Here is a 19345-nt window from a genome sequence, read left to right on the forward strand (position 1 = left end):
GCAATAAATTGCCAGATATACCTGATTTGGTAGTATGCCCACACTGTTTGTATAAATGGACGGATTTTGCGTTCAGTTTTGCATTTTTGGGTCGCTTTATCACTTTCATGCCCGTTTCATAACTGTCGGAGTTAACACAAGGATGCGATTAACGACGAAATTTTCAGCTTTTGTCACGCTGCTTACTGGGTTAACGATCTTCGTGACTCTGATCGGCTGCTCGCTGAGTTTCTATAACGCGATTCAATATAAGTTCACTACCCGTGTTCAGGCGGTGGCGACGGCGATTGATACGCACCTTGTTTCCCGCGATGTTGTGGCGTTAACCCCGCAAATCGATGAACTGATGGTTTCTGCTGATATCGTGCGCGTTGAACTGCTACAGGGCGAAAACGTGGTGTATGACCACTCCCGTACCAGCAGTTATCGCCCGGCGGGGACGAACAATCTGTATCGTGACATCACCGTCCCGCTGGTCAAACATCCTGGCATGTCGCTGCGCCTGGTTTATCAGGATCCGATGGGCAACTATTTCCATTCGCTGATGACCACCGCGCCACTCACGCTGGCGATTGCTTTCATTATACTGATGCTCTTTTTGTCGGTGCGCTGGCTTCAGCGTCAACTTTCAGGTCAGGAACTGCTGGAGATTCGTTCCACGCGCATTCTGAATGGCGAACGTGGACCGAACGTGCGGGGAACAGTCTATGAATGGCCAGCGCGTACCAGTAGCGCACTCGATATGTTACTGACCGAAATTCAAAATGCTCGCGAACAACGCAGCCGCCTCGATACGCTGATTCGCTCCTATGTGGCGCAGGATACAAAAACCGGACTGAGCAACCGCCTGTTCTTTGATAACCAACTGGCAACGCTGCTGGAAGATCAGGAAAAAGTGGGATCGCATGGCGTCGTGATGATGGTGCGTCTGCCGGACTTTACTCTGCTGCGCGATAGCTGGGGAATCACCCTCGCGGAAGAACAAATTTCGACGTTAATTAATTTGTTGTCGACTTTCATGACGCGCTATCCGGGCGCGTTGCTGGCACGCTACCACCGTAGCGATTTTGCCATCCTGCTGCCACACCGCACGCTGAAGGAGGCGGAAAGCATCGCCGGGCAATTATTAAAAGCGGTAGATGCGCTTCCGGCTAATAAAATGATCGATCGTGCCGATATGGTTCATATCGGTATTTGCGTTTGCCGCAGCGGACAGTCGACGGAACAAGTAATGGATCACGCCGAAGCGGCTACGCGGAATTCGGTATTGCAGGGCGGAAACAGTTGGTCGGTCTATGATGACTCACTGCCGGAAAAAGGGCGGGGAAACGTACGCTGGCGAACGCTGATCGAACAGATGCTCAGCCGGGGCGGACCAAGAATTTATCAAAAGCCTGCGGTAACACGCGAAGGTCGGGTACACCATCGGGAGCTGATGTGCCGGATTTTTGATGGCAGCGAAGAGGTCATCTCGGCGGAATATATGCCGATGGTGCTGCAGTTTGGCCTGGCTGAAGAGTATGACCGCCTGCAAATCAGCCGTCTGATCCTACTGTTGGGCTACTGGCCGCAGGAAAACCTGGCGATGCAGACAACGGTTGAATCGCTAATTCGCCCACGTTTTCAGCGCTGGCTACGTGATACGCTGATGCAGTGCGAAAAATCATTACGTAAACGCATAATTATTGAACTTGCGGAGGCAGATGTCTGTCAACATATCAGCCGGTTACAGCCTGTCATCAGATTGATGAATGCGCTGGGTGTGCGAATTGCCGTTACGCAGGCGGGATTAACGCTGGTGAGCACCAGTTGGATCAAAGAGCTTAACGTTGAGTTATTGAAGCTCCATCCAAGCCTGGTGAGGAATATTGAAAAGCGGACTGAAAACCAGCTCCTGGTTCAAAGCCTGGTGGAAGCCTGTTCTGGAACACCAACGCAGGTTTACGCCACGGGCGTTCGTTCGCGTAGCGAGTGGCATACGCTGACGGAACGCGGAGTTGCGGGTGGGCAAGGGGATTTTTTTGCCGCATCACAGCCACTTGACACTAACGTGAAAAAATATTCGCAAAGATACTCGGTTTAACCTGCCGTTTAATTTGTTTTCACGTAGAATAACGCGCGCTGTGCCTTCTGGGGGTGTGCTTGTCTGCTCGCCAGGTTGTAACAGCAAACATGCAGGTGAATGACCTTTGACAGGTTGCAAACAAAAGCGAGGAATGCTGCTGATTTATTCAGCCCTGATGGACTCAGGCCGGTTTTGTAACAAAGGAAACGAACTGCACTAATTTTCACCGTAGCAGATGATTTTTGCGCCTTGTCGCTGCTGCGTGTGGTTGGTAAAGTAAGCGGATTTTGTTTTCCGCCCCAGCTTTCAGGATTATCCCTTAGTATGTTGAAAAAATTTCGTGGCATGTTTTCCAATGACCTGTCCATTGACCTGGGTACCGCGAATACCCTTATTTATGTAAAAGGACAAGGCATCGTATTGAATGAGCCTTCTGTTGTGGCCATTCGTCAGGATCGTGCCGGTTCGCCGAAAAGCGTGGCTGCAGTAGGTCATGATGCGAAGCAGATGCTGGGTCGTACACCGGGCAATATCGCTGCAATTCGCCCAATGAAAGACGGCGTTATCGCTGACTTCTTCGTGACTGAAAAAATGCTCCAGCACTTTATCAAACAAGTGCACAGCAATAGCTTCATGCGCCCAAGCCCGCGCGTACTGGTGTGTGTACCGGTTGGAGCAACTCAGGTTGAGCGCCGTGCGATCCGTGAATCCGCTCAGGGCGCAGGCGCCCGTGAAGTCTTCCTGATTGAAGAGCCGATGGCGGCTGCGATCGGTGCGGGTTTGCCAGTTTCTGAAGCAACCGGTTCTATGGTTGTGGATATCGGTGGTGGTACTACTGAAGTTGCCGTTATCTCTCTGAACGGCGTGGTTTACTCTTCTTCTGTACGTATTGGCGGCGACCGCTTCGACGAAGCGATCATTAATTATGTTCGTCGTAACTACGGTTCTCTGATCGGTGAAGCTACCGCAGAACGTATCAAACACGAGATCGGTTCCGCTTATCCGGGTGACGAAGTGCGCGAAATTGAAGTTCGCGGTCGTAACCTGGCTGAAGGTGTTCCGCGCGGCTTTACCCTGAACTCCAACGAGATTCTGGAAGCTCTGCAGGAACCGCTGACCGGTATTGTGAGCGCAGTCATGGTTGCACTGGAACAGTGCCCGCCAGAGCTGGCGTCTGACATCTCCGAACGCGGCATGGTACTGACCGGTGGCGGCGCGCTGCTGCGTAATCTTGACCGTCTGTTAATGGAAGAAACCGGTATTCCAGTTGTTGTTGCTGAAGATCCGCTGACCTGCGTGGCGCGTGGTGGCGGCAAGGCACTGGAAATGATCGATATGCACGGCGGCGACCTGTTCAGCGAAGAGTAATCGGATGCAGGTAGGGTAGCCAGCGGGTTACCCTTCCGCTCTGATACGAGAATACGCATAGACTATGAAGCCAATTTTTAGCCGTGGCCCGTCGCTACAGATTCGCCTTATTCTGGCGGTGCTGGTGGCGCTCGGCGTTATTATTGCCGACAGCCGCCTGGGGACGTTCAGTCAAATCCGAACGTACATGGATACCGCCGTCAGTCCTTTCTACTTTATCTCAAATGGTCCCCGTGAATTACTCGACGGCGTTTCGCAAACGCTGGCTTCGCGTGACCAACTCGAACTTGAAAACCGGGCGTTGCGTCAGGAACTGCTGCTGAAAAATAGCGAACTGCTGATGCTGGGGCAATATAAACAGGAGAACGCGCGTTTGCGTGAGCTGCTGGGATCGCCGCTGCGCCAGGACGAACAAAAGATGGTGACGCAGGTCATCTCAACGGTTAATGACCCTTACAGCGATCAGGTGGTTATCGACAAAGGGAGCGTTAACGGCGTCTACGAAGGTCAGCCGGTTATTAGCGACAAAGGCGTAGTAGGTCAGGTCGTTGCGGTGGCTAAACTGACCAGCCGTGTGCTGCTGATTTGCGATGCAACACATGCGTTGCCTATTCAGGTACTGCGTAACGATATTCGCGTGATCGCTGCCGGTAACGGTTGCACCGACGATCTTCAGCTCGAACACCTGCCGGCCAATACCGACATTCGCGTTGGCGATGTGCTGGTTACCTCGGGCCTGGGTGGCCGTTTCCCTGAGGGTTATCCGGTTGCTGTTGTTTCTTCCGTTAAGCTGGATACTCAGCGCGCTTATACTGTGATTCAGGCACGCCCGACCGCGGGTCTGCAACGTCTGCGCTATCTGCTGCTGTTGTGGGGCGCCGATCGTAATGGCGCAAATCCGATGACGCCAGAAGAAGTGCACCGCGTTGCCAATGAACGTCTGATGCAAATGATGCCGCAAGTTCTGCCGGCACCAGATGCCATGGGGCCGCCTGCGCCAGTGCCAGCTCCCGCAACAGGCGTGACTCCAGCGCCTGCGGATACCACCTCGCCACAATCTGCTCCGCGTAAGCCGGGAGGACAGTAAGTGGCAAGCTATCGTAGCCAGGGACGTTGGGTGATTTGGCTCTCGTTCCTTATTGCACTGTTGCTGCAGGTCATGCCCTGGCCGGACGACATTCTGGTTTTCCGGCCAAACTGGGTGCTGCTCATCTTGTTGTACTGGATCCTGGCGCTGCCGCATCGCGTAAATGTGGGTACAGGGTTTGTGGTGGGTGCCATACTGGATCTCATCAGCGGCTCTACGCTTGGCGTGCGCGCATTGTCTATGAGTATCATTGCTTATCTGGTCGCGCTGAAATTCCAGCTATTCCGCAACCTCGCGCTCTGGCAGCAGGCGTTGGTGGTCATGTTGTTATCACTGGTCGTGGATATTATTGTTTTCTGGGCCGAGTTTTTAGTGATCAATGTCTCTTTCAGACCCGAAGTGTTCTGGAGTAGTGTAGTGAATGGTGTGCTTTGGCCATGGCTATTCTTACTGATGCGTAAAGTCCGTCAGCAGTTTGCGGTGCAATAAGGTTGATATGAATACTCTGTATCTTGCTTCAGGTTCTCCACGTCGTCAGGAGCTGCTCGCTCAGCTTGGTGTTACTTTTGAACGACTGGTGCCTGGGATTGAAGAGCAGCGGCACCCGCAGGAAAGCGCGCAGCAGTACGTTTCGCGTCTGGCGTGCGAAAAAGCGCAGGCTGGTGTGGCGCTGGCCCAGCGCGATTTGCCGGTATTGGGGGCGGATACCATTGTTATCCTTAATGGCGAAGTGCTGGAAAAACCCCGCGACGCCGCTCATGCTGCAGCCATGCTGCGCAAACTGTCGGGCAAAACGCATCAGGTCATGACCGCTGTGGCATTGGCCGACCGCCAGCACAGTCTGGACTGTCTGGTGGTGACGGAAGTGACGTTCAGAGCACTAACCGATGAGGACATCGCGGGCTATGTTGCCAGCGGTGAACCAATGGATAAAGCAGGTGCATACGGTATTCAAGGGTTGGGTGGCTGTTTTGTCAGGAAGATAAATGGCAGCTATCACGCCGTAGTCGGCTTACCGCTGGTAGAAACGTATGAGTTGCTGACCAATTTTAACGCACTGCGTGAGAAAAGGGATAAACATGACGGCTGAATTGTTGGTAAACGTAACGCCATCGGAAACTCGGGTGGCTTACATTGATGGCGGTATTCTGCAGGAAATTCATATTGAACGTGAGGCGCGACGCGGAATCGTAGGCAATATCTACAAAGGTCGTGTAAGTCGTGTACTTCCGGGTATGCAGGCGGCTTTTGTAGATATTGGGCTGGATAAAGCCGCATTTCTTCACGCTTCAGACATCATGCCGCACACTGAATGCGTGGCGGGTGAAGAACAAAAACAGTTCACCGTGCGCGACATATCTGAACTGGTGCGCCAGGGCCAGGATCTCATGGTGCAGGTGGTAAAAGATCCGTTGGGTACTAAGGGCGCACGTCTGACGACGGACATCACGCTTCCTTCCCGTTATCTCGTCTTTATGCCGGGTGCTTCGCACGTCGGCGTGTCCCAACGTATTGAAAGCGAAACCGAACGCGAGCGCCTTAAAAAAGTGGTAGCGGATTACTGCGATGAGCAGGGCGGATTCATTATTCGTACCGCGGCGGAAGGCGTCTGTGAAGAGGATCTGGCCTCGGATGCTGCCTACCTGAAGCGCGTCTGGACGAAAGTCATGGAGCGTAAAAAGCGCCCGCAAACGCGCTATCAGATGTATGGCGAACTGGCGCTGGCGCAGCGTGTGTTGCGTGATTTTGCCGATGCGCAGCTTGACCGGATCCGCGTCGACTCCCGTTTGACCTATGAAGCGTTACTGGAATTTACGGCGGAATATATCCCCGAAATGACCAGCAAGCTGGAACATTACAGCGGACGCCAGCCCATATTTGATCTCTTTGACGTTGAGAATGAAATCCAGCGCGCGCTGGAACGCAAAGTAGAGCTGAAGTCCGGCGGTTATCTGATCATCGATCAAACCGAAGCGATGACCACCGTCGATATCAACACCGGCGCGTTTGTTGGGCATCGTAATCTCGACGACACTATCTTTAATACTAATATTGAAGCAACGCAGGCTATCGCTCGTCAGCTGCGTCTGCGAAACCTCGGCGGCATTATCATTATCGATTTTATCGACATGAATAATGAAGATCACCGTCGCCGGGTGCTGCACTCTCTGGAACAGGCTCTGAGCAAGGATCGCGTTAAAACCAGTATCAACGGTTTTTCACAGCTGGGTCTGGTAGAGATGACGCGCAAACGCACGCGTGAAAGCGTGGAGCATGTGCTGTGCAACGAGTGTCCGACCTGCCACGGGCGTGGTACGGTGAAAACGGTGGAAACCGTATGCTATGAAATCATGCGCGAAATCGTGCGGGTACACCATGCATATGATTCCGATCGTTTCCTGGTCTATGCTTCACCGGCAGTAGCTGAGACCCTGAAAGGTGAAGAGTCACATGCGCTGGCGGAAGTCGAAATCTTTGTCGGCAAACAGGTCAAAGTACAAATTGAACCGCTGTATAACCAGGAGCAGTTCGACGTCGTTATGATGTAATCTGGCCTGGTAGACGCCAAATGGCGATACTTTGCAGGCCGGAGAAGGCGTTCACGCCGCCATCCGGCAAGACGGTTTTGTGAGTCACATTTTTTGGTAGACAAGGAGAGGCGCGTGAGGCGATTGCCGGGGATATTACTGCTCACTGGAGCCGCATTCGTTGTCATCGCAGCGCTGCTGGTCAGTGGACTGCGCCTTGCGCTACCTCATCTTGATAGCTGGCGCCCGGCGATCCTTAGCAAGATTGAATCCGCCACTGGCCTGCCCGTTTCCGCCAGCCAACTTTCCGCTAACTGGCAAAGTTTCGGTCCTACGCTTGAAGCGCGCGATATCCATGCGCAGCTGAAAGACGGTGGGGAATTTTCGGTCAAGCGCGTCACGTTAGCGCTGGATGTCTGGCAAAGCTTGCTGCACATGCGCTGGCAGTTTCGCGATCTCACCTTCTGGCAGTTACAACTGCGCACCAATACCCCCATCCAGCGCAGCGAAAGCGGTGATGGAATTGAAGCAGATCACCTCAGCGATCTCTTCCTGCGCCAGTTTGATCATTTCGATCTGCGCGACAGTCAGATTAGCTTTTTAACCCTCTCAGGCCAGCGTGCTGAACTGGCGATCCCACAGCTTACCTGGCTGAACGGTAAAAACCGGCATCGCGCTGAGGGGCAGGTCAGTCTCTCCAGTCTGACCGGGCAGCACGGCGTTATGCAGGTGCGTATGGATCTGCGTGACGACAACGGACTATTGAATAACGGTCGGGTCTGGCTACAGGCCGACGACATCGACGTCAAGCCGTGGCTGAATAAATGGATGCAGGATAACGTTGCGCTGCAGACCGCGCGTTTTAGCCTGGAAGCATGGATGACGATCAGCAAAGGCGTGGTTTCCGGCGGCGATGTCTGGCTGAAAAAAGGCGGGGCAAGCTGGCTGGGTGAAAATCGTACGCACACGCTCGCCGTCGATAATCTGACGGCGCACATCAGCCATGAAGGGCCGGGCTGGCAATTCTCTATTCCCGATACCCGTATCACCATGGATGATAAACCCTGGCCGAGCGGGGCGTTAACGCTGGCCTGGATACCAGAACAGGAAGTCGGTGGTGAGAATAACAAACGCAGCGACGAGCTTCGCATTCGTGCCAGCAATCTGGATCTGGCCGGGTTAGAAGGGCTGCGTCCGATGGCATCCAGGCTATCTCCTGCGCTGGGGGATATCTGGCGAGCTACGCAGCCGAGCGGCAAGATAAATGTGCTGGCACTGGATATCCCGTTACAGGCGACAGAAAAAACCCGCTTCCAGTCCTCGTGGACCGATCTGGCCTGGAAACAGTGGAAGCTGCTGCCAGGGGCAGAACACTTCTCCGGTACGCTTGCGGGAAGCGTTGAAGATGGGGCGCTAACCGCTTCCATGACGCAAGCCAAAATGCCGTATGAAACCGTCTTTCGCGCACCGCTGGAAATAGAGAACGGCGTGGCGACGCTAAGCTGGCTGAAAAATGATAAAGGCTTTCAGTTAGATGGACGCAACATCGATGTTAAAGCGAAAGCGGTACGCGCGCGCGGCGGTTTTCGCTATCTGCAGCCCGCCGGTGATGAGCCATGGTTGGGCATTCTGGCAGGCATCAGCACCGACGATGGCTCTCAGGCCTGGCGTTATTTCCCGGAAAACCTGATGGGCAAAGAGCTGGTTGACTATCTCAGTGGCGCTATTCAGGGCGGCGAAGCGGATAACGCCACGCTGGTGTATGGCGGCAACCCACATCTGTTCCCCTATCTCCATAATGAAGGGCAGTTTCAGGTCCTGGTGCCGCTTCGCAATGCGAAGTTTGCTTTCCAGCCCGACTGGCCCGCGCTGACTGACCTCAATATTGAACTGAACTTCATTAACGACGGTCTGTGGATGAAGACGGATAGCGTTAATCTGGGTGGTGTGAAGGCCAGTAATCTGACGGCCAACATCCCCGACTATGCAAAAGAAAAACTGCTGATTGATGCCGATATCAACGGGCCGGGCAAGGCGGTCGGACCTTATTTTGATGAGACGCCATTAAAGGATTCTCTCGGCGCCACGCTCGAGCAGTTGCAAATTGACGGCGATGTGAATGCTCGCTTACATCTTGATATTCCGCTGGACGGCTCGCTGGTTACCGCTAAAGGCGACGTCAACCTGCGTAATAACAGCTTGTTTATTAAACCGCTCGACAGCACGCTGAAGAATTTGAACGGCAAATTCAGCTTTATCAACGGCGATCTGCAAAGTGAGCCGATGACGGCGAACTGGTTTAATCAGCCGCTGAACGTCGACTTTTCTACGACCGAAGGAGCGAAAGCCTACCAGGTCGCTGTGAATCTACAAGGTGACTGGCAGCCAACCCACATGGGGATTTTACCGGCGCAGGTCAACGACGCGTTGAGCGGAAGCATGGCGTGGAATGGCAAAGTGGGAATCGATCTTCCGTATCATGCCGGGCCGACCTACGACATTGAGCTAAAGGGCGACCTTAAGAATGTAAGTAGTCACTTACCTGCTCCGCTGAATAAAGCTACCGGTGAGGCGTTGCCGGTGAACGTTAAGGCCAGGGGCAATCTGCGCAGCTTTGATCTGACCGGCAACGCTGGCAGTAAGAATCACTTTAACAGCCGCTGGCTACTGAATCAGAAACTGACGCTTGACCGCGCAATCTGGACGTCGGAAAGCCGCACCGTGCCCGCGTTACCCGATCAGCAAGGCATTGAGCTTAACCTTCCCCCTATGGATGGCGCGCAGTGGCTGGCGTTGTTCCAGAAAGGCGCTGCAGATAATGTTGGTACCAACGCCAACTTCCCTCAACGGATCACGGTGCGGACGCCATCGTTATCCCTGGGTGGTCAGCAGTGGAATAATTTGAGTATCGTCTCTGAGCCTGCGAGCAACGGTTCCATCGTGCAGGCGCAGGGTCGTGAAATTAACGCCACGCTGGCGATGCGCAATAATGCGCCGTGGCTGGCCAATATTAAGTATCTTTATTACAACCCAAGCGCGGCAAAACCGTCACCGAATAGCACGCCTGCCTCGCCGTTCTCCGCCATCGACAACGTCAGCTTCCGTGGCTGGCCGGACCTTCAGCTACGCTGTGCAGAATGCTGGATGTGGGGACAGAAATACGGGCGCATTGACGCCGATGTGGCGATTAAAGGCGACACGCTCACCTTGAATAACGGTCTATTGGATACCGGTTTTGCCAGACTGACCACCGACGGCGTATGGGTGAATACGCCGGGCAAGGAGCGGACGTCGCTGAAAGGTAAACTGAGCGGCAGTAAAATTGACTCCGCGGCCGGCTTCTTTGGCGTATCAACGCCGATTCGCAATTCTTCGTTCAACGTGGAGTACGATCTGCACTGGCGTAACCCGCCGTGGGATCCAGATGAAGCCTCGCTGAATGGCATTTTGCGTGCCCGGTTGGGCAAAGGTGAGATAACCGAACTCAGTACCGGACATGCGGGGCAGCTATTACGCCTGCTGAGCTTTGATGCGTTGTTGCGTAAACTGCGTTTTGATTTCAGCGACACCTTCAGTGAAGGCTTCTATTTCGACTCGATTCGCAGCACGGCGTGGATCAAAGATGGCGTGATGCATACCGATGACACGCTGGTGGACGGTCTGGAAGCCGACATTGCGATGAAAGGCTCAGTAAACCTGGTGCGCCGGGAGCTGGATATGGAAGCCATCGTCGCACCAGAAATCTCAGCTACCGTAGGGGTTGCCGCCGCGTTTGCCGTCAACCCGATTGTGGGTGCGGCGGTGTTTGCCGCCAGTAAGGTTCTGGGACCGCTGTGGAGCAAAGTCTCGATTCTGCGTTATCGCATCACCGGTCCGGTCGATAAGCCGCAGATTAACGAAGTTCTGCGTCAGCCGCGCAAAGAAAGCCAGCAATGATTTGACGGGGGCGAGTAATTGCCCCAATCTCAGTACAGTGATCTTCTACCGCAGTCCGTAGGCCGGAAAAGGCGTTCACGCCGCCATCCGGCATTGAAGTGCCTGATGGCGACGCTGGCGCGTCTTATCAGGCCTACAACAGAAACTAATGAGTACCAAAACGATGAGTCTGAACCTGGTAAGTGAACAATTGCTAGCGGCGAATGGCCTGAAACATCAGGATCTGTTTGCCATTCTGGGCCAACTGGCCGAACGCCGTCTTGATTACGGCGATCTCTATTTTCAGTCGAGCTATCACGAATCCTGGGTTTTAGAAGACCGCATCATTAAAGACGGTTCTTACAATATCGATCAGGGCGTTGGCGTGCGCGCCATCAGCGGCGAAAAAACAGGGTTTGCTTATGCAGACCAGATTAGCCTGCTGGCGCTGGAGCAAAGCGCCCATGCCGCGCGAACTATCGTTCGTGATAACGGTGACGGCAAAGTAAAAACGCTGGGGGCGGTAGAGCATCAGGCGCTTTACACCTCGGTTGATCCGTTACAGAGCATGAGCCGTGAAGAGAAACTGGATATTCTGCGCCGCGTAGACAGCGTGGCCCGCGCCGCCGACAAACGCGTCCAGGAAGTGACCGCCAGCCTGACCGGTGTTTATGAACTGATCCTGGTGGCAGCGACTGACGGTACGCTGGCCGCTGACGTCCGCCCGCTGGTACGCCTGTCCGTAAGCGTACAGGTCGAAGAGGATGGTAAGCGTGAGCGCGGCGCCAGCGGTGGCGGTGGTCGTTTTGGCTATGACTATTTCCTTGGTGACCTTGATGGTGAGGTTCGTGCCGACGCGTGGGCAAAAGAGGCCGTACGCATGGCGTTAGTCAATCTGTCTGCAGTTGCAGCCCCTGCGGGTACGCTGCCGGTGGTACTCGGCGCTGGCTGGCCTGGCGTTTTGCTGCATGAAGCGGTCGGTCATGGTCTGGAAGGTGACTTTAACCGTCGTGGCACCTCGGTATTCAGCGGTCATATGGGTGAGCTGGTCGCGTCAGAACTGTGTACCGTTGTGGATGATGGCACAATGGCGGATCGTCGTGGTTCCGTGGCTATCGATGACGAAGGTACGCCGGGTCAGTACAACGTGCTGATCGAAAACGGCATTCTGAAAGGCTACATGCAAGACAAACTGAATGCGCGTCTGATGGGCGTGGCGCCAACGGGTAATGGTCGCCGTGAATCTTACGCGCACCTGCCGATGCCGCGTATGACCAACACCTATATGCTGCCGGGGAAATCCACGCCGCAGGAAATCATCGAATCCGTTGAATACGGTATTTATGCGCCTAACTTCGGCGGCGGCCAGGTGGATATCACCTCCGGGAAATTCGTATTCTCGACGTCCGAAGCGTATCTGATTGAAAACGGTAAAGTGACCAAACCGGTGAAAGGCGCAACGCTGATTGGCTCCGGTATCGAAGCGATGCAGCAAATTTCGATGGTAGGTAACGACCTGAAACTGGATAACGGGGTTGGCGTTTGCGGTAAAGAAGGGCAGAGCTTGCCAGTGGGCGTGGGCCAGCCGACGCTGAAGGTGGATAACCTGACCGTAGGTGGCACCGCCTGAACTGAAAGGGTATGAAAATGGCGCTACTCTTGGGTAGCGCCATTTTTTTTAGCGTATATTGCCCAGCGGAATTTCAGGGTCTGGTTCGTGAGTGATGCGGTTACGCAAATCACGACGAATAATTTCGATCGACCAGAACCAGATAAGATGCCCTGCGATTTCAGATACGTGCTCGTACCACGGCAGTTCAAAGAGCGGAGGCGTCAGCCCCATCAGCGGGAACGAGATCATATGGACAAAAAGCTGAGCTAACGCGCCAGCCAGTAAACCCTGCCAAAGCTTAATTTTAGGGAAGACTTCTGCAACGATGCAATAACCTACGGCAAAGACGATAGAGAAAATAATATGCGTCACGCCAACCCAGTTAAATATATGCCCGGCAAATGTATATACAGCGGCGTTAGGATCGACAACGCCCAACCAGTCGCGTAAAAATATATAGGGAGGATTTAAGAAGTTGCGTGAGCAATCAATCTGGCTGGCCGCTCTTATTAATTGTTCCGGTCCACATGCGCCGGTGAATAAATCAGTAGGGCTGCGTGGAGGAAGGGGAACCTCTGCTCCCCATTTGACGAAAGAGGAGACGATCCCTGCAATCAAGCCAATAAACGCGGCAAGCCCGTAGCGCCTGCGCGAAGGTTGTGTTTGTTCAAATAGATTCATTTCTGATCCTTGCTTTAAGACATCCTGAAAAATATATTATTATTCATGCTGCTAACAATAAAATAACTGCCTGTATGTCAGGCCACTTACACGGTAAATGGTGAGTGGCGGTGGTGTCAATTATCTATTTTTGATAGGGTGCTGGAGTGAATTCTGAATTGTCAGAGGACAATCCAGGAAATATTCATGAGAAATATTCTTCTCGGGATGTTTTAATTATTCCTTTCGTCATCCTCGGACGCCCTGAAAAACGCCGACCACATCGACAAAATAATCCGACAGGTAGTTAATCACCACCTGGACCTTGAGCGGCAGTTTGTCTTTTTCGGTATACAGCGCATAGACCGGACGCGGATCCGACTGATAGCGGGGAAGCAGGATCTCCACTTCGCCACGATTGATCTCATTGATCACCCACATCAACGGCACATAGGCGATGCCCGCGCCTGCGGCCAGCCAGCGAACCAGCGTCATCGGATCGTTAGTCACGAATCGCCCCTCTGGGATCAGCCGGGTAGAGATCCCCTCCGGAGCAATAAGCTCGAACTCATTATCCGGGCGCACGCTGTACTCCAGCCACGAGTGGTTGCTGAGATCGGCGGGCTTCTCCGGGACGCCAAACTGCGCGAGATAGCTTTTAGCGGCGCAGACCACCATCGGCATAGCACCCAGGCGACGTGAAAACAGGCTGGAGTCCTGCAACGCGCCGACGCGAATAACCACGTCCAGACCATCGGCGATTAAATCCGGTGCCGGGATGCCGGTTACCAGATTTACGGTCAATCCTGGATACTCTTTCAGCATCTTTGCGGTCAACCCAGCGAGGACATTTTGTGCCATGGTTGAAGAACAGCCAATGCGCAGGGTGCCGATGGGGGTGTTGTTAAAGGCATAAAGCTGCTCGTGAACATCCTGTGCTTCGTGCAGCATTCGGCGGCAGCCCTGATAATAAATTTTTCCAGCTTCGGTTAGCCCAATGCTGCGTGTGCTGCGGTTTAGCAGCTTGACCTGTAGCTCATCTTCCAGTTTAGAGACCGTCTGGCTTATCGATGATACGCTCATTTGTAGCTGTCTTGCGGCGGCGGTGAAGGAGCCCAGTTCGACAACTTTGGCAAACACCGACATACGTTTTAATCGTTCCATTGTTCACTCTGGCTTAAAAGTGATTTAGATCACATAATATAGATAACAGCATAACAGTTACGTTAATATATTATTATTCAAATAACAGCTATGTCGCTCTCGCCTGGCTCATCCTTGCCCTTCTCTGCGGTGACATACGCTAGAAAATCTATCATCTGCACTCTCTTAAGCTACCAAGGTCAACATGAGTCTGTTTCCCGTTATCGTGGTGTTTGGTCTGTCCTTCCCACCGATTTTTTTCGAATTACTTTTGTCACTGGCGATTTTCTGGCTGGTGCGCCGGGTACTGGTTCCGACTGGCATCTATGATTTTGTCTGGCATCCGGCTCTGTTTAACACCGCGCTGTATTGCTGTCTGTTCTATTTAATAACGCGCCTGTTCGTTTGAGGTTGAAGTGAAAACACTAACAAAAAAACTCTCCCGTACGGCCACGACTCTCGTACTGGTCATTCTGGCCTTCATTGCCATTTTCCGCGCATGGGTGTTCTACACCGAGTCGCCGTGGACGCGTGACGCCCGATTCAGCGCCGATGTCGTTGCCATTGCGCCGGACGTGGCGGGTCTTATTACCAACGTTAACATCCATGATAACCAACTGGTGAAAAAGGATCAGATCCTGTTCACTATCGATCAGCCTCGTTATAAAAAAGCCCTTGAGCAGGCTGAAGCTGATGTCTCTTATTACCAGGTTCTGGCGCAGGAAAAACGCCAGGAGGCCAGTCGTCGTAACCGGCTGGGCGTACAGGCCATGTCTCGTGAAGAGATTGACCAGTCAAACAACGTCCTGCAAACCGTATTACACCAGCTTGCGAAGGCGCAGGCGACCCGCGATCTGGCAAAATTAGATCTGGAACGTACCGTGATTCGCGCGCCAGCAGATGGCTGGGTGACTAACCTGAATGTCTATAGCGGCGAATTTATTACGCGTGGCTCCACGGCGGTGGCGTTGGTCAAACAGCATTCTTTCTATGTGCTGGCCTATATGGAAGAAACCAAACTGGAAGGCGTTCGCCCTGGATATCGCGCCGAGATCACCCCGCTTGGCAGTAATAATGTACTGAAGGGCACTGTTGATAGCGTTGCGGCTGGCGTAACGAATGCCAGCAGTACGCGGGATGCAAAGGGTATGGCAACCATTGATTCCAATCTTGAATGGGTGCGTCTGGCACAGCGTGTGCCGGTGCGAATTCGTCTTGATGAGCAGCAGGGAACCCTGTGGCCTGCCGGGACTACGGCTACCGTCGTTATTACCGGCAAGCGGGATCGCGATGCAAGCCAGGAATCCTTCTTCCGTAAAATGGCGCACCGCCTGCGCGAGTTTGGTTAATCGCGATGGGTATTTTCTCCATTTCCAACCAGCATATCCGCTTTGCGGTAAAACTGGCGTGCGCGATTGTACTGGCGCTGTTCGTTGGTTTTCACTTCCAACTTGAGACCCCGCGCTGGGCGGTGCTGACTGCAGCCATTGTGGCGGCGGGCCCGGCTTTTGCCGCCGGCGGAGAACCTTATTCAGGCGCTATCCGCTATCGCGGCATGCTGCGTATTGTCGGGACATTTATTGGCTGTATTGCCGCACTGATCATTATCATCAGCATGATCCGCGCCCCGTTATTGATGATTCTGGTGTGTTGTATCTGGGCCGGTTTTTGTACCTGGATCTCATCGCTAGTGAAGATCGAAAACTCCTACGCATGGGGACTTTCGGGCTATACGGCGCTGATCATCGTCATTACCATCCAGGCTGAACCGCTGCTGACGCCACAATTTGCGCTCGAACGCTGTAGTGAAATTGTGATGGGGATTGTCTGCGCCATTGTGGCCGATCTGCTCTTTTCGCCCCGTTCGGTGAAACAAGAGATTGATGTTGAACTGGACAGTCTGCTGGTGGCGCAGTATCAGCTTATGCAGTTGTGCATAAAGCATGGCGACAGTGAGGAAGTTGACAAAGCGTGGGGCGATTTAGTCCGGCGTACGGCGGCGCTGGAAGGTATGCGCAGTAACCTGAACATGGAGTCCTCACGCTGGGTGCGCGCTAACCGCAGACTGAAAGCATTGAACACGTTGTCGCTCACGCTTATCACGCAGTCCTGCGAAACCTATCTTATTCAGAACACCCGACCGGAACTGATCACTGACACCTTCCGCGAGTTGTTCGATACACCGGTTGAAACGGTGCAGGATGTCCATAAACAGCTGAAGCGGATGCGTCGTGTGATTGCCTGGACCGGCGAGCGCGAAACGCCGGTTACGATATATAGTTGGGCAGGCGCTGCGACGCGCTACCTGCTGCTCAAACGCGGTGTGGTGAGTAATACCAAGATTAGCGCTACGGAAGAAGAGATCCTGCAAGGCGAGCCGGTGGTGAAAGTGGAGTCTGCCGAGCGCCATCATGCAATGGTCAACTTCTGGCGCACCACGCTTTCTTGTGTGCTGGGAACCTTATTCTGGCTGTGGACCGGCTGGACCTCTGGCAGCGGCGCAATGGTGATGATTGCGGTTGTCACCTCGCTGGCAATGCGTTTGCCCAACCCTCGCATGGTGGCGATAGACTTTATTTACGGTACGTTGGCGGCGTTACCGCTTGGGGCGCTCTATTTCCTGGTGATCATCCCCAATACGCAGCAAAGTATGCTGTTACTGTGCCTGAGCCTGGCGGTGCTGGGATTCTTTCTGGGGATTGAGGTACAGAAACGACGACTGGGTTCGATGGGAGCGCTGGCCAGCACCATTAATATCATTGTGCTGGATAACCCGATGACCTTCCACTTTAGCCAGTTCCTTGACAGTGCGTTGGGGCAGATTGTTGGCTGTGTGCTGGCGTTTATTGTCATTATGTTGGTGCGCGATAACTCTCGTGACAGAACGGGGCGTGTGTTGCTCAACCAGTTTGTCTCGGCGGCGGTTTCAGCAATGACCACCAACGTGGTACGTCGTAAAGAAAACCACCTCCCGGCGCTTTATCAGCAGCTGTTTTTACTGATGAACAAATTTCCTGGCGATCTGCCGAAGTTTCGCCTGGCGCTGACAATGATCATCGCACATCAGCGCCTGCGCGATGCGCCGGTACCGGTGAACGAGGATTTATCCGCATTCCACCGTCAGCTTCGCCGTACTGCCGATCGCGTGATTTCCGCAGGAAACGACGACAAGCGCCGACGCTATTTTAGCCAGTTGCTGGAGGAGCTTGATATCTACCAGGAAAAATTAATCATCTGGCAAGCTCCACCGCAGGTGACCGAACCGGTAAAACGGCTCAGTGGGATGCTGCATAAATACCAGCATGCGCTGGTCAGTAATTAAGAGTTGAAAACCGACGCTAAAAGCGTCGGTTTTTTTATGGCTATACTTAGCTGAAAATACGAGAGACCCTTGCATATTGGCGGTCTGTAGAGTGGCTGGCGTCGGGATGGTGGCTATAGATGAACATCTATACATTTGATTTTGACGAGATAGAAGACCAGGGTGATTTCTATCGCGAGTTTACGCGCACGTTCGGTCTCGCCCGGGAAAAGGTGGTTGATTTAGATTCTCTGTGGGAGGTGGTTATCGGGGAAGTTTTACCGCTGCCGCTGGAGATTGAATTTGTCCATTTACCGGACAAGCTGCGCAGGCGATACGGCGCGCTGATTTTACTGTTCGATGAAGCGGAAGAAGAGCTGGAAGGACAGCTGCGCTTTAACGTTCGCCACTCAACGTAAGGCATAAAAAAGCCCCCGGCAGGCGGGGGCAAGTCGTCGGACTTAGACGACGAGGGTTTATTTGTAGAGTTCTGCAGTTGCGTGCCAGTGAGCGCCTTCACGGAGTTCGGTGACGCGATAGCTGCTGGCGCCCGCTTTTTCAGCTTTAGCGGCGATGGCCTGACGCATATCCATTGGTGAGCTACCGATCTGAGATACGGAGATGCTGCCCATGGATTGCAGGTTCTGTGCTTCTTGTGAGTTCACCTGAGTAACCGCGGCGCTTGCGCCGAAAGAGAGAACAGAAAGAAGGCTTAAGGTTGCAATAGTAGTTTTGATTTTCATGATATTTACCTCGTCGAATTCTTTTATAGGGGTCTGCGTTTCGTGACCCTCATCACAAAATCAAGTATACACTAATCACGCGATAAATTAATACCACGCTAATTGTTTCGCGACGTATTAAGTGTTAAGAAAAATATTTTTTATAACCAAATGGAATTAAAAAGAGAGTTATAAACGCCGGTTGTTGAGTAAATGCAATAAAATCATGCAGATATAAAATTTTGCAAAATGTGCGCTTTTGAACATGCACATTCACTACGTGAATGACTTTTGACGGTTAAACGCACCATTTGTTAAATGAATGACAGTGGAAAGTAGAGGAAGGAGGGAGGAATCAGAGGTTTTTCCCCGCCGCGAAGCGACGGGGAGGAGACATTACAGCTCTTGTTCGAACAGTTCCAGAATGGCTTCGTACAAATCTTTTACCGTAAAGCCCTTAGCTGGGGTGGTGAAGATGGTATCGTCACCGGCAATCGTACCCAGAATACCTTCCGCTTTACCCAATGAATCCAGCAGACGTGCGATCAACTGAGCAGCGCCAGGGCTGGTATGAATAACCACGACCGCATCGTTATAGTCGATATCCAGTACCAGATTTTTCAGCGGGCTGGAGGTAGTAGGTACTCCTAACTCTGCCGGCAGGCAGTACACCATTTCCATTTTCGCATTGCGGGTACGCACGGCGCCAAACTTGGTCAGCATGCGAGAAACCTTGGACTGATTGATATTATCAAAGCCCTGATCCTGCAACGCGAGGACGATTTCGCCCTGAGAGCTGAACTTTTCTTCTTTAAGCAGCGCTTTAAACGCCTTTACTAATTCTTCTTGTTTTGCCGAGCTTCGCATAAGTCACCCGTAATATGGCGGTAGAAACAACATTATTGTGCATACAGATGAATTTTTATGCAAACAGTCTGCCTTGT

16 protein-coding genes are annotated in these 19345 nt (G+C 53.0%); 12 read left to right on the forward strand and 4 right to left on the reverse strand.

Going from position 1 to position 19345, the window contains the following annotated elements; genetic code table 11:
* The first annotated feature begins 142 nt into the window (after nt 1–142).
* From csrD to tldD, 8 genes are all read left to right on the forward strand, one after another.
* Nucleotides 143–2083 (forward strand): RNase E specificity factor CsrD, encoded by a 1941-nt coding sequence (gene csrD, locus WHR59_RS02285; RefSeq protein WP_043017825.1) that lies wholly within the window; start codon nt 143–145, stop codon nt 2081–2083.
* Between the two features lie 306 nt (nt 2084–2389).
* Entirely contained in the window at nt 2390–3433 is a 1044-nt protein-coding gene (mreB, locus tag WHR59_RS02290; protein WP_000913396.1) for a rod shape-determining protein MreB, read from the forward strand.
* Between the two features lie 64 nt (nt 3434–3497).
* Entirely contained in the window at nt 3498–4520 is a 1023-nt protein-coding gene (mreC, locus tag WHR59_RS02295; protein WP_047408294.1) for a rod shape-determining protein MreC, read from the forward strand.
* Nucleotides 4521–5009: a rod shape-determining protein MreD gene (mreD, locus tag WHR59_RS02300; protein WP_003025196.1), complete on the forward strand. Its 489-nt coding sequence runs from the start codon at nt 4521–4523 to the stop codon at nt 5007–5009.
* 7 nt (nt 5010–5016) lie between these two features.
* Nucleotides 5017–5610, forward strand: coding sequence for a Maf family protein (locus tag WHR59_RS02305; RefSeq protein ID WP_080626033.1), 594 nt, complete (start codon nt 5017–5019; stop codon nt 5608–5610).
* On the forward strand, nt 5600–7069 hold the full coding sequence (rng, locus tag WHR59_RS02310) for a ribonuclease G (protein WP_003025190.1): 1470 nt from the start codon (nt 5600–5602) through the stop codon (nt 7067–7069). Before WHR59_RS02305 ends, rng begins: the two co-directional genes overlap by 11 nt.
* A 114-nt stretch (nt 7070–7183) precedes the next feature.
* Entirely contained in the window at nt 7184–10984 is a 3801-nt protein-coding gene (gene yhdP / locus WHR59_RS02315; protein ID WP_338843549.1) for an AsmA2 domain-containing protein YhdP, read from the forward strand.
* A 163-nt stretch (nt 10985–11147) separates the two neighbouring features.
* Nucleotides 11148–12593, forward strand: coding sequence for a metalloprotease TldD (gene tldD / locus WHR59_RS02320; RefSeq protein WP_003828819.1), 1446 nt, complete (start codon nt 11148–11150; stop codon nt 12591–12593).
* A gap of 48 nt (nt 12594–12641) precedes the next feature.
* On the opposite strand, the gene WHR59_RS02325 is transcribed toward tldD, so the two are convergent.
* Together WHR59_RS02325 and aaeR are read right to left on the reverse strand one after the other, a co-directional pair.
* Complete coding sequence (locus WHR59_RS02325; RefSeq protein ID WP_043017821.1) at nt 12642–13256, reverse strand: YagU family protein; 615 nt, start codon at nt 13254–13256, stop codon at nt 12642–12644.
* Nucleotides 13257–13484: 228 nt separating this feature from the next.
* Nucleotides 13485–14399, reverse strand: a complete 915-nt coding sequence (gene aaeR / locus WHR59_RS02330; protein ID WP_047408302.1) for an HTH-type transcriptional activator AaeR — start codon at nt 14397–14399, stop codon at nt 13485–13487.
* A 184-nt stretch (nt 14400–14583) separates the two neighbouring features.
* Here aaeR and aaeX point away from each other — a divergent pair, with 184 nt between their 5' ends.
* The 4 genes from aaeX to WHR59_RS02350 all read left to right on the forward strand — a co-directional run bounded on the left by aaeX (nt 14584) and on the right by WHR59_RS02350 (nt 18098).
* Complete coding sequence (aaeX, locus tag WHR59_RS02335) at nt 14584–14787, forward strand: p-hydroxybenzoic acid efflux pump operon protein AaeX (protein WP_003025177.1); 204 nt, start codon at nt 14584–14586, stop codon at nt 14785–14787.
* Between the two features lie 7 nt (nt 14788–14794).
* On the forward strand, nt 14795–15727 hold the full coding sequence (aaeA, locus tag WHR59_RS02340; RefSeq protein WP_043017819.1) for a p-hydroxybenzoic acid efflux pump subunit AaeA: 933 nt from the start codon (nt 14795–14797) through the stop codon (nt 15725–15727).
* Between the two features lie 5 nt (nt 15728–15732).
* Nucleotides 15733–17700, forward strand: coding sequence for a p-hydroxybenzoic acid efflux pump subunit AaeB (gene aaeB, locus WHR59_RS02345; RefSeq protein WP_199994675.1), 1968 nt, complete (start codon nt 15733–15735; stop codon nt 17698–17700).
* 119 nt (nt 17701–17819) lie between these two features.
* Complete coding sequence (locus tag WHR59_RS02350; RefSeq protein ID WP_043017817.1) at nt 17820–18098, forward strand: barstar family protein; 279 nt, start codon at nt 17820–17822, stop codon at nt 18096–18098.
* 57 nt (nt 18099–18155) lie between these two features.
* On the opposite strand, the gene yhcN is transcribed toward WHR59_RS02350, so the two are convergent.
* Nucleotides 18156–18422, reverse strand: a complete 267-nt coding sequence (yhcN, locus tag WHR59_RS02355; RefSeq protein WP_003025165.1) for a peroxide/acid stress response protein YhcN — start codon at nt 18420–18422, stop codon at nt 18156–18158.
* Between the two features lie 375 nt (nt 18423–18797).
* A complete protein-coding gene (gene argR / locus WHR59_RS02360) occupies nt 18798–19268 on the reverse strand; it encodes a transcriptional regulator ArgR (protein WP_003025162.1) in 471 nt (156 codons plus the stop codon).
* Nucleotides 19269–19345 lie beyond the last annotated feature (77 nt).

This window comes from Citrobacter europaeus, assembly GCF_037482245.1.
Classification (GTDB): Bacteria; Pseudomonadota; Gammaproteobacteria; order Enterobacterales; family Enterobacteriaceae; genus Citrobacter; species Citrobacter europaeus.